The 12,907-nt window shown below is 63.4% G+C and carries 15 protein-coding genes; 6 read left to right on the top strand and 9 right to left on the bottom strand.

Annotation, left to right across the window (positions count from 1 at the left end; genetic code table 11):
* Positions 1-125 precede the first annotated feature (125 nt).
* From E8K79_RS19410 to E8K79_RS19395, 4 genes are all read left to right on the top strand, one after another.
* On the top strand, positions 126-2,240 hold the full coding sequence (locus E8K79_RS19410) for a methyl-accepting chemotaxis protein (protein WP_162604726.1): 2,115 nt from the start codon (positions 126-128) through the stop codon (positions 2,238-2,240).
* Between the two features lie 92 nt (positions 2,241-2,332).
* The gene (locus E8K79_RS19405) at positions 2,333-2,668 is read left to right on the top strand and encodes a type II toxin-antitoxin system RelE family toxin (RefSeq protein WP_135872719.1); all 336 of its coding nucleotides are present in this window, start codon (positions 2,333-2,335) and stop codon (positions 2,666-2,668) included.
* 3 nt (positions 2,669-2,671) lie between these two features.
* Positions 2,672-3,796: a glycosyltransferase family 61 protein gene (locus E8K79_RS19400; RefSeq protein ID WP_136516198.1), complete on the top strand. Its 1,125-nt coding sequence runs from the start codon at positions 2,672-2,674 to the stop codon at positions 3,794-3,796.
* Positions 3,797-3,816: 20 nt separating this feature from the next.
* The gene (locus E8K79_RS19395) at positions 3,817-4,302 is read left to right on the top strand and encodes a PaaI family thioesterase (protein ID WP_136516197.1); all 486 of its coding nucleotides are present in this window, start codon (positions 3,817-3,819) and stop codon (positions 4,300-4,302) included.
* Here the strand turns inward: E8K79_RS19395 and E8K79_RS19390 are convergent.
* Together E8K79_RS19390 and E8K79_RS21550 are read right to left on the bottom strand one after the other, a co-directional pair.
* The gene (locus tag E8K79_RS19390; protein WP_136516196.1) at positions 4,267-5,049 is read right to left on the bottom strand and encodes an enoyl-CoA hydratase-related protein; all 783 of its coding nucleotides are present in this window, start codon (positions 5,047-5,049) and stop codon (positions 4,267-4,269) included. The two genes, E8K79_RS19395 and E8K79_RS19390, sit on opposite strands and share 36 nt — an antisense overlap.
* A gap of 243 nt (positions 5,050-5,292) precedes the next feature.
* The gene (locus E8K79_RS21550; protein ID WP_246043897.1) at positions 5,293-7,296 is read right to left on the bottom strand and encodes a methyl-accepting chemotaxis protein; all 2,004 of its coding nucleotides are present in this window, start codon (positions 7,294-7,296) and stop codon (positions 5,293-5,295) included.
* Between the two features lie 255 nt (positions 7,297-7,551).
* On the opposite strand from E8K79_RS21550, the gene E8K79_RS19380 reads away from it, so the two are divergent.
* Complete coding sequence (locus E8K79_RS19380) at positions 7,552-7,935, top strand: sulfite exporter TauE/SafE family protein (protein ID WP_136516194.1); 384 nt, start codon at positions 7,552-7,554, stop codon at positions 7,933-7,935.
* 1 nt (position 7,936) lies between these two features.
* On the opposite strand, the gene E8K79_RS19375 is transcribed toward E8K79_RS19380, so the two are convergent.
* Both E8K79_RS19375 and E8K79_RS19370 read right to left on the bottom strand, forming a co-directional pair.
* Positions 7,937-8,983 (bottom strand): DMT family transporter, encoded by a 1,047-nt coding sequence (locus tag E8K79_RS19375; RefSeq protein WP_246043895.1) that lies wholly within the window; start codon positions 8,981-8,983, stop codon positions 7,937-7,939.
* Between the two features lie 61 nt (positions 8,984-9,044).
* Positions 9,045-9,569: a DUF4337 domain-containing protein gene (locus tag E8K79_RS19370; RefSeq protein WP_136516193.1), complete on the bottom strand. Its 525-nt coding sequence runs from the start codon at positions 9,567-9,569 to the stop codon at positions 9,045-9,047.
* 201 nt (positions 9,570-9,770) lie between these two features.
* On the opposite strand from E8K79_RS19370, the gene E8K79_RS19365 reads away from it, so the two are divergent.
* Positions 9,771-10,250, top strand: coding sequence for a ferritin-like domain-containing protein (locus tag E8K79_RS19365; protein ID WP_135872704.1), 480 nt, complete (start codon positions 9,771-9,773; stop codon positions 10,248-10,250).
* 72 nt (positions 10,251-10,322) lie between these two features.
* On the opposite strand, the gene E8K79_RS19360 is transcribed toward E8K79_RS19365, so the two are convergent.
* From E8K79_RS19360 to hgcA, 5 genes are all read right to left on the bottom strand, one after another.
* A complete protein-coding gene (locus E8K79_RS19360; protein ID WP_136516192.1) occupies positions 10,323-10,589 on the bottom strand; it encodes a hypothetical protein in 267 nt (88 codons plus the stop codon).
* Between the two features lie 21 nt (positions 10,590-10,610).
* On the bottom strand, positions 10,611-10,799 hold the full coding sequence (locus E8K79_RS19355; RefSeq protein ID WP_135872700.1) for a ferredoxin: 189 nt from the start codon (positions 10,797-10,799) through the stop codon (positions 10,611-10,613).
* A 138-nt stretch (positions 10,800-10,937) separates the two neighbouring features.
* A complete protein-coding gene (locus tag E8K79_RS19350; RefSeq protein WP_136516191.1) occupies positions 10,938-11,234 on the bottom strand; it encodes a DUF1540 domain-containing protein in 297 nt (98 codons plus the stop codon).
* 84 nt (positions 11,235-11,318) lie between these two features.
* On the bottom strand, positions 11,319-11,612 hold the full coding sequence (gene hgcB, locus E8K79_RS19345) for a mercury methylation ferredoxin HgcB (protein ID WP_136516190.1): 294 nt from the start codon (positions 11,610-11,612) through the stop codon (positions 11,319-11,321).
* The gene (gene hgcA, locus E8K79_RS19340) at positions 11,609-12,769 is read right to left on the bottom strand and encodes a mercury methylation corrinoid protein HgcA (RefSeq protein WP_281276113.1); all 1,161 of its coding nucleotides are present in this window, start codon (positions 12,767-12,769) and stop codon (positions 11,609-11,611) included. Before hgcA ends, hgcB begins: the two co-directional genes overlap by 4 nt.
* Between the last annotated feature and the right edge of the window lie 138 nt (positions 12,770-12,907).

The raw sequence follows: 12,907 nt of genomic DNA, 5'->3' as shown, positions 1-12,907 counted from the left end.
CGCACCATGATCTTCATCGAGTAAAAAAATTAATGGTGCACGGCTTATCTAAAAGCTTCTCTGCACGACATATCCCACTTTTATACCGGCATCAGCCGCTTTCAAAGTTACGACAAGGATAACGGGTGAATTTGAGCATCGTAAAGAAGGGCACCATACTGACCGTCACCATCGTCATCACCGCGGTAAGCGTCACCACGTACGTATCCCTGACCAAGATGAAGCGGGAGATGGTGCGCGTGGCCACCGCGTCGCAGGAAAGCAGGATCAACACCTTCTGGGAGTTACTAAGGCAAAAGGGAGCCTTCCGGGTCGAGGGGAACCGTCTGATGGCGGGGGACTACGTCCTGAACGGCAACAACGAACTTCCCGACAAGGTGGCGAAGATCTGCGGCGGGACCGCCACCATCTTCATGAATGACGTGCGGGTCGCCACCAACGTAGTGAAGGAAGACGGCAGCCGTGCGGTGGGGACAAGGCTCGAGGGTCCCGCCTATGATGCTCTCTTCAAGAAGGGGGAAGGGTACCGGGGCGTCGCGCCGATCCTCAACACCCCCTACTTCACCGCCTACGATCCGATCCGCGACAACAGCGGCCAGGTGATCGGTGCTTTATACGTAGGGGTGAAGACCGCGGATTTCCTACAGTCCTTCGAACACACGCGAACCACGGTGATCGCCCTGGCCGTTGCCTTCACCCTTTTCGCCAGCTGCATCGCGGCCTGGTTCACACGCCTGCTGCTCGCCCCACTGAAGAAGGCGGTCTCCATCACCGAGGCCGTGGCGACAGGGGACCTCACCGTGGCGATTCCGGCGGGTGGAGGCGACGAGGCCGGCAAGCTCCTCGAGTCGCTTCGGACCATGGTGACCGAACTGCGCGGCATGATCAGCAGGGTGAGCGGGTCCGCGGAAAGCGTACAGGGCATATCGACCGACCTCTCCGCAGAAGCCGCGGGTGCTGTGGCGGCCGCGCGTCGCCAGCAGGGCAAAGTGATCGAGACATCCTCCTACGTTGCGACCATCGCCGGCAAGGCCGAGGAGATCGAGAACGAAACGCAACGGCTCGCCCGGGCGGCGTCGGAGTCCTCCGCGTCGATCCTGGAGATGACGGCGACGACGGAGGAGGTCGCACTGAACGCGGAGAGACTCACCTCCCTGATCGCCGAGGTGACCGCCTCGATCATGCAGAGCGCAACGGCCAGCGGCGAGATCGGCGAGCACACCGTGGCACTCGTATCCTCCTCCATGTCGACCGCGTCATCGATCCTGGAGATGGAAGCGGCCACCAACACGGTGAAGGGAAACGCCGTACTCACCGCAGAGGTGGCGGAGGTCGTGGAACACGACGCCCTCAAGGGAGTCGAGGCGGTGCGGGCGATGCGTCAGGGGATAAGCGAGATCCGCGCCTCATCCGGGGTCACCAACCAGGTCATCACGACGCTCACCGCGAGGACGCACGAGATCGGGGCGATATCTTCCGTGATCGACGACATCGCCAAGAGGACCTCGCTGCTCGCACTGAACGCAAGCATCATCGCGGCACAGGCCGGCCAGCACGGCAAGGCTTTCGCGGTGGTCGCAGAGGAGATCAAGATGCTCGCCTCAAGCACCGCCCGCTCCACGAGCGAAATAGCCGGTCTGATCGCCGGGGTGCAGGAGGAGACCGAGCGGGCGGTGAACGCGCTCAAGGAGACGGACCAGCGTATCGCGGCGGGAGAGGAGCTCAGTTCACGCTCCGGCGACGCGCTCGAGAAGATCGTGAGTGGCGTCTCCACCGCGAGAAGCCACATAAGCGGCATCGCGCGGGCCACATCAGAACAGGCGAAGGGGACGAGCCTCATCAGGGAGGCGATGGACCGGGTGACCGACATGACCGAGCGTATCGAGCGCGCCATCAGGGAGCAGTCCGGAGCCAAGGAGGCGATCATGGTTGCCTCGGAGCAGATGAAGGAATTGGCAGCGCAGTTCCAGTGGGCGACCCGTGAGCAGAGCAAGGTGGGGCGCGACATCTCGAACTCGATCCTGGACGTCTCGGACATGTCGCAGAAGATCGAAAAGGCCTGCGCGGTGCAGGCCCAGGAGAGCACCCAGATCGCAGCGGCGGTGACCGAGATCAACGCCGACGCGGATCGCTGCCTGCAGGCCGCGGCGCTTCTCGAGGCGGGGGCGGCGAAGCTCACCGGCCAGGTAGGCGTCCTGCGGGAGGGAACCGGCGCCTTCAGGCTGCAGGGAGACCATTGAAAGAAGCGATACGGTGTGCTAGCATCGGGCCGGCCGCACGTCAGGAAAATCCCCGACGGCTCCAGGAGCCGCCCGATGCCGAAGAGGTCGTTATGACGCCCTTTAGTTTTTTCGCCACACCTTCCTTCAAGACGAAGATCGCGAAGATCGAGAAGCACGACCCGCCGGGTCACGCGCGCATCCAGTCGGTCATCGACCGGCTCCTTTTAAACCCGAGCGACGCCGACGGCTGGATGCACGGCGAGTACCAAGGCCGCCTGAAGAAATACGTGGGGCGGCGCGACTACCGGCTCATCTATCACTGGTGCGAGCTCTGCCGCAAGGAAGGGCACAAGCTTCACTCCCAATGCGGCTTCTGCTCCGAGGTCTCCGACAACAGCGTCATCTTCTTCGACGTCTACCACAAGAATGAGGCGAACAGGCTCTAGGCCATGAAGGCAAGCGAGACAACGGCAAAAAGACGCCAGCAGCTTTTGCGCTTCATCTCGAGAGACCTGCTCGGTCCGGTGGTGGGCAAGATGCCGAAATCGAGCATCGAGTCGCTTGAGAAAGCGTCCTACCTCCCGAACGTCCGCAGGCACATCCTCGACATCATCCCGGTAACCAACGCGCTCATCGTGAAACACGAGCCCCGCGCCGCCTATCCCCCATACATAAGAACCGAGGCGGTCTTTAACAGGCGCAACCTCTACCTCTTGAAGGACGCCACGGTGTCTCCATTCTCCGGCATGGCCTGGATCGGGAACCGGATCATCGAAGAGAGCGTCGGCTCCCTGCGCCGCATCATGGACTGGGGGGATGTGTTGCACGAGCCGCTCCTGCCGGTGACCGCACTTGCGAGCGCGGAGCCGGTGGTGGTTTGCCATCCCGCAAACTACTTTCACTGGCTCATGGAGGTGCTGCCGAACCTGCTGTTCACGGTTGCCAGGTTCCCCGAGGTGAAGATCGTGCTCCCGGAGGAAGTGCCGCGCTACGTGATCGAAGGGCTTTTCACCGCGCTCGGCACCGACGCGGAGACGCGCTTCATCCGCTGCCAGGGTCCGGTGCGGGTCGAGCGGCTGGTGGTGCCGCAGTACCACACCCAGCCGGAATTCACCGATCCCCAGGTCATCACCCTGCTGCACAGCGCGGTGAAGGGGAAGATCGTGGCAGATGGGGTTCGACCGCGTGCCGGACGAGGCGTCAGGCTCTACATCTCGAGGAGGAAAAGCAGACGGCGGCTCGCCGGTGAGGAACTGCTCGAAAAGCGGCTGGAGGAGATCGGCTTCACCATCCTCAACAGCGAGGAGCTTTCCTTCGCCGAGCAGATACGGCTCTTCCACGAGGCGGAGATGGTGGTGGGGACGCACGGCGCCGGCCTTACCAACGTGGTCTGGTCGCAGCCGGGGTGCCGCGTCATAGAGATCTTCGCCAATAACTACATCCTCGACTGCTACGCCTGGCTGAGCTTCAGCCGCGGACTTGACTACCACCACGTCGTCTGCGCCACCGGGCATCGGATAGACGAGAAGGCCATGGACGAGGTGCTGAGCATGTGCGGCGGGGTGGAGAGATGATGAACGGGGGGAACCGATAGATGTACGACTACGAGGAGCTGGTAAGCGCTGACCGGCTGGGGTTCCGGCTACCGGGATGGATCGCCTGCGCCCCCTTCGAGGAATACCTCGGGATGCAGATCGACGAGGCGAGGGATGGCCGCGCCGTGCTCAGCATGCCGTTCAAGGTGAAGCTCGCGCAGGGGAAGGGGCTCATGCACGGCGGCGCGGTCACCTCCATCGCCGACACCGCCGTCGCCATGGCTATCAAGAGCATGGTCCCCGAGGGGACCGACTTCGTCACCGTGGAGATGAACCTGAAGTTCCTCGCCCCGGTTCATGAGGGGACGGTCCGTGCCGAGGCAAGGGCCGTCCCGCAGTGGGAGAGAAAGATCGTCGGGGAGGCTGACATCTTCAACGGCGAGACCAAGGTGGCCGAATTCCGCGCCCTCTTCGTGATCAAGAGACGGGGTGATCACTCACCCCGTCTGTCAGCGGTCCTGAAACACCGGCGGCCGCTTCTCTAAAAACGCCCCCATCCCTTCCTTCTGGTCAAAGGTCGAGAAGCTGTAGCCGAAGAGCTCCGCCTCGTAGGCACAGGCACGGGTGAGGTCCATCTCCAGGCCGTGCACCACCGCCTCCTTGCAGAGCCTCGCCGCGACGCGCCCCTTGGAGGCGATCTTCGCCGCCAGCTTGCGCGCCTCTTCAAGCAGTTCCTCCTGAGGTACCACCCGGTTCACGAGCCCTATGCGCAGCGCCTCGGCGGCGTCGATCATCTCTCCGGTCAGGATCATCTCGAGCGCCCTACCCTTGCCGATAAGGCGTGGCAGCCGCTGAGAGCCGCCGAAGCCGGGGAGGATGCCGATGTTTATCTCCGGCTGGCCGAACCTGGCGTTTTGCGAGGCCAGGCGTATGTCGCAGGCGAGCGCCAGTTCGCATCCGCCGCCCAGGGCGTAGCCGTTCACGGCGGCGATAAAGGGCTTCGAGGAAGCCTCCAGGGCCGCGTAAATGCGGTGCGCCAACAGTGCCAGCTCCCGCGCCTCGGCCGAGATCATGTCGCGCATGACCGCGATGTCCGCACCGGCCACGAACGCCTTCGTCCCCGCCCCGGTCACAATGACAGCCCGGACCTCCTGGTCCCGCTCGACCTCCGCGACGACCTGCTCGAGTTCCTCAAGGGTACTCCTCGTCATGGCGTTCATGGCCGTGGGGCGGTTCATGGTGACAGTAGCGATGCGATCCTTCACTTCCAGCAAAAGGTTCTCCAGTTCCATATTCCCCTCCTCATATCAAAGGCCCCTCCACGTCGCGCCCCGCGCCGAACGGACGGTGTCGACGCAGATGAGCATACCGGGAATTGACCTTCTGGCAACCGTGTTCGACGCACTCGGCTTTAAATTTCGTGGATTTACCAGCAGTTCAAGAAGCAGCGTGCCTGATCGGGGAAAAACAGAAGGGGTAAAGGACAAGGAGCCGGCGAGGTGACGCGCCGGCTCCTTGAATGTGCGGGTGGGACGTCAGGCGAGCCGGAACTGGCCGACCAGGCGCTGCAACTCCTGCGCGGTGCCGTTTAGCTGTGCCGCAGCGACGGCGGACTCGCGCGCCGACGACGCGGTACCCTGCACCACGTCGGTCACCTGCAAAAGACTCTGCGAGATCTCCGAGGTGGTGGCGGTCTGTTCTTCTGCCGCCGTGGCGATCTGGTTTATCTGCATGGTGAAGGCCTCGATGCGCTCCCGGATTCCCGCAAGTGCTGCACCCGAGCGGGAGGCCTCGTCGGTCCCCGCCTTAACCTCCTGCACCCCCTGATCCATCACCGCCACGGCGTCCTTCGTCTCCCCCTGGATCGCCTTGATCATCACGCCGATCTCCTGGGTGGCCCTGGTGGTCCGCTCGGCGAGCGCCCGCACCTCGTCGGCGACGACGGCGAAGCCGCGCCCCTGCTCCCCGGCGCGGGCGGCCTCTATGGCTGCGTTCAGTGCCAGGAGGTTCGTCTGGTCCGCGATGTCTTCGATGGTACCGATGATCTCCCCGATCTGGTCGCTGCGTGCGCCGAGGCTCGCCACGGTCGCCGTCGACTCCTGCACCTTGGCGGCGATCTGGTCCATCACCGCCACCGTTCTCCCCACCACCTCCATGCCGTTATGCGCCGACTGCGTCGCCCGTTGGGCCTCCTCCACCGCCATCTGGCAGTTTTGGGCGATGTCGTTCGAAGTCGCCGACATCTCCTCCACGGCGGTCGCAACCCCTGCGGTCTTGCCCACCACCTCGTCCGCGCCGGTCGCGATCTGCTCGGCTGAAACACTCACCTGCGCCGCGGCGGCGCTCACCTCCCGAGCGGAGTCCGCCACCCTGACCAGGATCTGCCTCAGGGAAAGCGCCATGGCGTCCACCCCCCTGGTGAGGCGCTCCACTTCGTCCACCGGCTCGGCCCCATCCGTCGCCACCTCGCGCACCGAGGTAAAGTCCCCGGCAGCATAACGGGCGGTCCCATCGAGCAGACGCACCACCGGGCGGGTCACCCACCGGCGCACGAGGAGAGTGGAGACGCCGACAAGCAGGAGGCAGACGACGGCGATCGAACCGGCAACGGTGTTTCGCACCACATGAGCCACGGCGTGGAGCTCCTCATCGGCGGCGCCGATGCAGACGATCCAATTCCACTCGGGGAAGTACCGGAAGAAAAGAACCCGCTCCTCCCCCGTCCCGGCGGCGACGTACCGGGTCACGCCCGACTTCCTAAGCACCATATCCCGCACCGACTTCCCGACCTCGGCAGGAAGTGCCGCGGCGCTTGCCGGCTCGATGACCATCTTCCCCTGGTCCGGTCCATCCTTCGCCTCCAGTGCGAAGGCGTACCCCGACTTCCCCACCACGGTCCCCCTGAACCGTTCCTTCAGCGCCTTCAGTCCGTCGGTGAAATCGAGCCCGACGAACAGGGTCCCGATCACCCTCCCCTGTCCGTTCTTAAGCGGCAGGTAGCGTGTCATGTAGTCCTTGTTGAAAAGGGTCGCCTTGCCGGTGAAGTCCTCGCCGTTCAGAAGGCGGCGGTAGGCGGGGTGGTTGCGGTCGAGCGTGGTACCAAGGGCGCGGCTGCCGTCCTCCCTGGTCAGGGAGGTGGCGACGCGGACGAAATCGTCACCGCTTCTGACGAAGACGGTGGCGACCCCCTTGGTCGCCTTGGTGAAGCGGTCGACGATCCCGGTATTCCCGTTTAGCACCGTGGTGCCGGCAAGCATGACTGGGGTCTCCCGCTCTCCGGTCCTGACCGTGCCGGAAGGGTCCACCTCGAAAGCCCCGGGGAAACCGGAACGGAAGAGATCGCCGAGTTTGACGGCGCCGTCGCTGAGCGCGCCCTGGTACGAGGACATGGAGCCTGCCAGAAGCTCGGTCTGCAACGCGAGATGCCGCTCGGCCTCCCCTGTGACCCGCCTGCTCACTGCGGCTGTTATGACCGCGGTCAGAACCGCCATAATGGCGATGATCACCACCCCCTGCCCCACTCCCAACTTGGTTGCCAACGAATACCTCGAAGCAAGCGACATATACCCTCCCTGGCTTTGTCGTGGTGCGCGGACGCCGGCGGCTTCCACGCGGTTTCAAGAGCATGGGTGGGATATCGGATATGAATTTACAAACTTTAATTTTATTTTTCCAATTGATTGAGTGCGAGCGGTAGGCGGCCGGGCTGCGCACGGAGGTGAAAAGGGCACCGCATCTGGTACTCTCAAAGGCGGTTGGGCCGTGGACTAATGAGTCAGCACAGGGAGGGGAACATGCCGCAATGGGTGCTATTTTGCATCATCGGGATATGCGGAGGGGTGGCTTCGGGGCTTTTCGGGGTGGGGGGAGGGATCGTCATCGTCCCCGCGCTGGTGTACTGGGCGGGCTTCTCACAGCACCGGGCGACCGGTACGAGCCTAGCCGTCCTGCTCCCCCCCATCGGGCTCGCCGCGGCGCTCGAGTACTACCGCCACGGCAACGTGGACATAAAGGCGGCGCTCTTGATCGCGGCGACCATGCTGGTGGGGGCGTGGATGGGGGCGTACCTCGCCAACCAGATGAAGGGACCGCATTTGCGCCTCATGTTCGGGGTCTTCCTTACCGGGCTCGGCATCTACCTCGTCTACGGCGCATCCAAGCGGCTTGGCTGGCTCTAGCTCAGTGCCCGTGCCGGTGATGCGGGTCGGGTGCGTGGACGTGGGTGTGGGTCACGGGATGGTGGACGTGTAAGTGATGGTGCGGTTCGCCCTCCTCCCCCTCTTCGTGCTCGTGCAGGTGATGCTCGTCGTGCACGTGAGGATGGGCATGCGCCAGGTCCTCATGGGTGTGGCGATGGCAGTGCACCTCGAGGTAAAGCAGGAAGATACCGGAAAGCATGAGTGCGGTGGCAACCCAGTAGGCAGCGGGGGGGCGCTCCCCCAGGAGCACCACCGACAGGAGGGTCCCGAAGAAGGGTCCCACGGCAAAGAAGGTCGCGGTCCTCGCGGCACCGATCCTGCGGAGCGCCTCTACGAAGAGGACGAGGCTCAGCCCGTAGCTCACGGCGCCGATCGACATCGTCCCCATCACCTGTCCCGCCGTGACCGCCCCACCGGGGAATATGAGGGCGAGGAGCACGGAGAAGGCACCGGCGCAAAGCCCCTTCACCGAGGCGAGCACCGTGGAGGAGATCTCGTCGACGTCGCGGGTCAGGTTGTTGTCGATCCCCCAGAAGACACAGGCGATTACCACGAGGAGTCCAGGTTGGGAAAAGGTGAGCGCCCCTTGAGCCTTCAGGACCACGAGGCCCGCCCCGGCCAGGATGAGCACCTTGCCGGACCAGACGTATGGACCTATGTACTCCCTGAAAACGAGCCAGGCGATGAGGGTGGTGGCAACGGTCTCCAGGTTCAGAAGAAGCGACACCTCGGAGGCGGTGCCGTGCTTGATGCCGTAGGCGAGACAGACCGGGGCGATGACGCCTCCCGCGACCACGGCGCCGGCCAACTTCAGCCGGTGCCGCAAAGTGAGCCCGCGCAGTTCCTGAAGTGAGCTTTTCTTCTGCGCGAGGAGCACCCCCTGCAGCCCGAGCCCGGAACCCAGGTAGAGAAGCCCGGCAAGCAGGGCAGGCGACATATCCCCTATGACGAGCTTGCAAAAGACCGGTGACACGCCGAACAGGACGGCGGCAAGAACTGCGCAGAGTTGTCCGGATGAAAACTGCACTTTCCCTCCTCCCGGTTCAAGGCCCGCGTTGCCGCGCCCCCCAATACCGGCGGAAGTCCCCTTACATGAAGAGGAGGAAGCCGTTCGCGAACTCGACAAGACCGATGAGGCCGACCGAGACCCCGGTGACCCAGACGTACTTCTTCTTCAGGAGGGCGGCGATCGACGAGAGCAGGATGGCGACCTGCAGGAAGATGACAGCCACCCCGAACGGGCGCCCGTGGCGCTGGGCCGCGTCCCGCTCCTTTTCAAGCTGCTCCGCCTTTTCCTTTATCTTCGCCTTTTCCTGCTCGTATTTGGCGATGCGGTCCGCGTTCCCCTTGAGGGCCGCCGACAGCATCGGATCGGCCTTTCCGGCGCGATGCGCTTCACGCTCCAAAAGGCCACGGTCCATCTCGGCCAGGGACTGCTTGATGCTCTTGGCCTGGTAGAAAGCCCACTGGTCTGAGGCCTGGTTCTGCACCAGGATGGACCTCGTTGAATAGCCGCCCCCCTTGAAGGTGGCCAGGGTGGCACAAACGGCCAAGACCACGGTGGTGAGGGCGAGATAGTTGAGCCAAGGCTCTTTTTTTTCTTCCTGTGCCATGAAAGGGCCTCCCGATGATGCATTCGCTCTTTTGCGCGGCCACGGCCGCGGCGGAGGACAAAGATACCTCAATCACGCCCGCTTTTCCACCGTGTTTACCTCATCTCACGGCAGGCCGTTGATCTATCATTAATCGCGCTCGTTTTGGTATAATTAAGCATGGACAGGCAGGAGCGCTGTCACGGTAAAAGGAGGAACACGATGAACGTATTCGATTGCGCGATCAAGATAGAGGAAGAGACGAGGGTTTATTACGAGGGACTGAAGGAGGAGGCCATGGAGCCTGAGATGAAGATGCTCTTCTCCATGCTGGCCGCCTCGGAAGAGGAACACAAAAGCAGACTGTTGAGGCTGAAACAACGGATGGAAGGGGGAGCGGTGACGGGGCTCAACCATGGAGCCTGCAGCTTCAGGCCGCTTCTCAGCCAGCGTGAACTGCTGGATGAGTGCGAGCGGGATCCGCACCTGTACCGGTTCGCGGTCGAGAACGAAGAGCGGGACATCCGCTTTTACGAGGAACTGGCGGCCGCGGCCCCCGACCGGAGGACCCGCAGGAGCCTGAAGATACTGGCGGCGGAAGAGCGCCGGCACCTGGAGAAGATAGAGAACATCTACTCCTTCGTGGAGACGCCCAGGACCTACCTGGAATGGGGCGAGTTCAGCAACCTAAGGGAGCTGTAGCGAAAGAAAGGTTCAGGACAAGGAAAAGCCCGCCGTAACGGCGGGCTTTTTCCATGCAGGCGGGCGCCTTGCTCATTCGGCCCGGGCCGTGTCGTCGGCGCTGTCGGGATCGCATTCCGGGCGCAGGTAGCGCTCCAGTTCCTCGAAAGCGCCGTCGGCGGTCAGCTTGAGCGCTGAGACCGTATCCATCTCGAGGGTGGTCCCCTGCTCGAGGTACCGCTCGTGGAGGCGGTCCACCAGATCCTTGAGCTGCCGCATCGAGCAGTAGGTCTGCTTCAGCATCACGTAGTTGCTCTCGGCCAGCTCCCTCAACCTCTCGTCCCGCAGTTCGTTCGTCATCGCCCCCTCCCCTCCCGGTGCCTAGCGCCAGCTGATGCAGTTGACCGGGCAGCTGTCTATCGCCTGCTGTACCTTCTCGCGTTCCCCCGGGTCATTGGCGTAGACCTCGGAGACCCCGCTTTCGTTAAGCCGGAACACCTCCGGCGCGATGCTGACGCAAAGCCCGCATCCTATACATATCTCCTGGTCCACGTACGGCTCGCTCCCCATGGTCTCTCCCCTCCCCTTGCCGGTTATCAAAACGGGTAAAAGATACACGATGGCGGGGAAAAGTCTAACGACCGCGGCGCGTGCGGCAATGGGTATGCGGAAGGGGGCCGGTTGACGGGGGAAGCGCCGCGACGGTGGTTACTTCGGTTTGTAGGTAAAGCAGTCGGGATGCGATTCGTGCATGCCGACATCAACGGCGGAGGCGGTGCATTCGAGGGACTGGTTGTAGCTGCAGTTTTCCACCTTGCAGGCCCCGATGCCCCCCTGGACATCCATGATGCCCCCCTTCTGGCTTCCCTGCATGAAGGTATCGCACTCGGGGCAGGCGTCACTGGGACCGCCGACGGTGATGGCGAGCGTGTGGCAGGAATTGTGTTTGTTGTAGGCGCATTGCGTAACGTTGCAGGAAGTGATCTTGACCATCTGCTTTTCCATAGTCTGTCTCCTTTCGGCCCCCTTCGCGCATTGGGAGTTTTTAACAGACCGGATTGGATAGTCAAGCCGGAGCCTGGGGCGCCGCTACTCGCAGCAACCCGACCCTTTCAAGCCGGGGAGCTTCTTCACCCTTAGCCACTCGTTGATGAGGCCGCTCGCGCACCCAACCCCTGCGTCCACCTTGATGGCGGAGGTGGGGCAATTGAGGGCGCAGGCGCCGCACTCCATGCAGGCGTCTCGGTCGGCAAGGGCCGCCTTTTTATCCTCGATGCGGAACACCTGGTGCGGGCAAACCTCGACGCACCTGCCGCAGCCGACGCAAAGCGAAGCGTTCAGTTCGAGCGTCACCACCGATGCCAGGTACCTGAATCCTTTCATGACATCCCCCAGGTGAGCACCAGGCCGGCGAGAAGAACGAAAAACGCGGCGCAAAGCGCCCCCGCCATGACCGGAAGCCCCAGGCGCATCTCCTTTTTCACCCCGGATTTCGAGGTGTAGGTGGTGCAGCCGGTGAAGTTCAAAGTGTAGAAGGAGGAGACTGCAGGCAGGGCGAGGAAAGCGGCCAACGCCGTCGTCACTTTCCACCCGCTCCCACCGAAAAAGAGGAAGAGCAGGGCGCAGTAGACGAGCCCGGCAAAGGCCCCCTTGACGGCGAAGCTGCGCGAGGGAAGCAGGGGAAGGAGCGCGGGTCCGACTGCCACCCCGGTGAAGACCGCCCCCAGGAAGGCAAGGGTCGCGGCGGTTGCGGCGGCACTCCCGAAGAGGAGCCAGCCTGCGAGGAAGACGAGGGCCGCAACCGGTGCGATAGGCTTCACCACGAGAACCAGTTCCACCGGGATCAGGACCAGTCGGTCGTACCAGTTGAAGGAGAGCTCGCGCATGCGAGGCGTGGTGAGCTGGCCGTTGTCGAGGTACTCGGGGAGGTCGGCGGCGTAGGCGCAGGCGTAGGCCACCTCGAAACCGCTCTGTTTTTTCACCCGATGCGCCGAGACGCCGGCCGCCCCCATGATGGGAAGGATGAGGCGCCGGTGCCCGACCACTTCGCGCAGCCTGGTCGCCTCGACGCGCCGCACCAGTTCGCCGGTACCAAAGGTCCCCTTACCGGCCGCGCACCAAACGTTGATCCCGTAGGTCTCCAGCACGAGGATCCAGACGCTGCGCCCGGAAAGCGTACGCCGGACGATGTCGTAGGTCATCTTGTAGTTCGCGGTTACCACTACCGGCGCCTGTGCGTCGGGCTCGCCCACCGCGTATAGGCCGGGGGGAACGAGGAAGTGCATCCTGTTGATGCCCCAGCGGGCCTTGCAGGCGCCCAGATGGTCGGCCGGGGTGAGGCGAGAGGTGACCTTAGGTACACGCCCTCCTTCGGTCTCGAGCCAGCACACGAACCCAGGCACCTTTTCCGTGATCTCTCCACCACCGGCGGAGGTACGCGGCCCTCAGCAAGGGGGAGCGTCGGGATCCTGGGAAGGGGTGCAGGCACTTTCCACCTTGGGAGTCGCCAACTGGATCTTTTTGAACTGTCGCGTCTTCATATGCACACCCTTGTGGCTGGAGTTAAGGCTGCTGTAACTGCAGGTGCGAATGACCATTCGCCCTCCCCATCGCCGCCGATTAAGTACTGGCACGGCCTGGCTAAATCCCCCCTGCCCCCCTTCGCAAAGGGGGGAGTT

This window comes from Geomonas edaphica, assembly GCF_004917075.1.
Taxonomy (GTDB): domain Bacteria; phylum Desulfobacterota; class Desulfuromonadia; order Geobacterales; family Geobacteraceae; genus Geomonas; species Geomonas edaphica.
This window is presented reverse-complemented; position numbering and strand designations above follow the sequence as displayed.

What these genes read in the sequence shown, in the direction of transcription:
- E8K79_RS19405 (WP_135872719.1), top strand. Translation starts at nt 2,333, where the DNA reads ATGACGCCCTTTAGTTTTTTCGCCACACCTTCCTTCAAGACGAAGATC.
- E8K79_RS19400 (WP_136516198.1), top strand. Translation starts at nt 2,672, where the DNA reads ATGAAGGCAAGCGAGACAACGGCAAAAAGACGCCAGCAGCTTTTGCGC.
- E8K79_RS19395 (WP_136516197.1), top strand. Translation starts at nt 3,817, where the DNA reads ATGTACGACTACGAGGAGCTGGTAAGCGCTGACCGGCTGGGGTTCCGG.
- E8K79_RS19390 (WP_136516196.1), bottom strand. Translation starts at nt 5,049, where the DNA reads ATGGAACTGGAGAACCTTTTGCTGGAAGTGAAGGATCGCATCGCTACT.
- E8K79_RS19380 (WP_136516194.1), top strand. Translation starts at nt 7,552, where the DNA reads ATGCCGCAATGGGTGCTATTTTGCATCATCGGGATATGCGGAGGGGTG.
- E8K79_RS19370 (WP_136516193.1), bottom strand. Translation starts at nt 9,569, where the DNA reads ATGGCACAGGAAGAAAAAAAAGAGCCTTGGCTCAACTATCTCGCCCTC.
- E8K79_RS19365 (WP_135872704.1), top strand. Translation starts at nt 9,771, where the DNA reads ATGAACGTATTCGATTGCGCGATCAAGATAGAGGAAGAGACGAGGGTT.
- E8K79_RS19360 (WP_136516192.1), bottom strand. Translation starts at nt 10,589, where the DNA reads ATGACGAACGAACTGCGGGACGAGAGGTTGAGGGAGCTGGCCGAGAGC.
- E8K79_RS19355 (WP_135872700.1), bottom strand. Translation starts at nt 10,799, where the DNA reads ATGGGGAGCGAGCCGTACGTGGACCAGGAGATATGTATAGGATGCGGG.
- E8K79_RS19350 (WP_136516191.1), bottom strand. Translation starts at nt 11,234, where the DNA reads ATGGAAAAGCAGATGGTCAAGATCACTTCCTGCAACGTTACGCAATGC.
- hgcB (WP_136516190.1), bottom strand. Translation starts at nt 11,612, where the DNA reads ATGAAAGGATTCAGGTACCTGGCATCGGTGGTGACGCTCGAACTGAAC.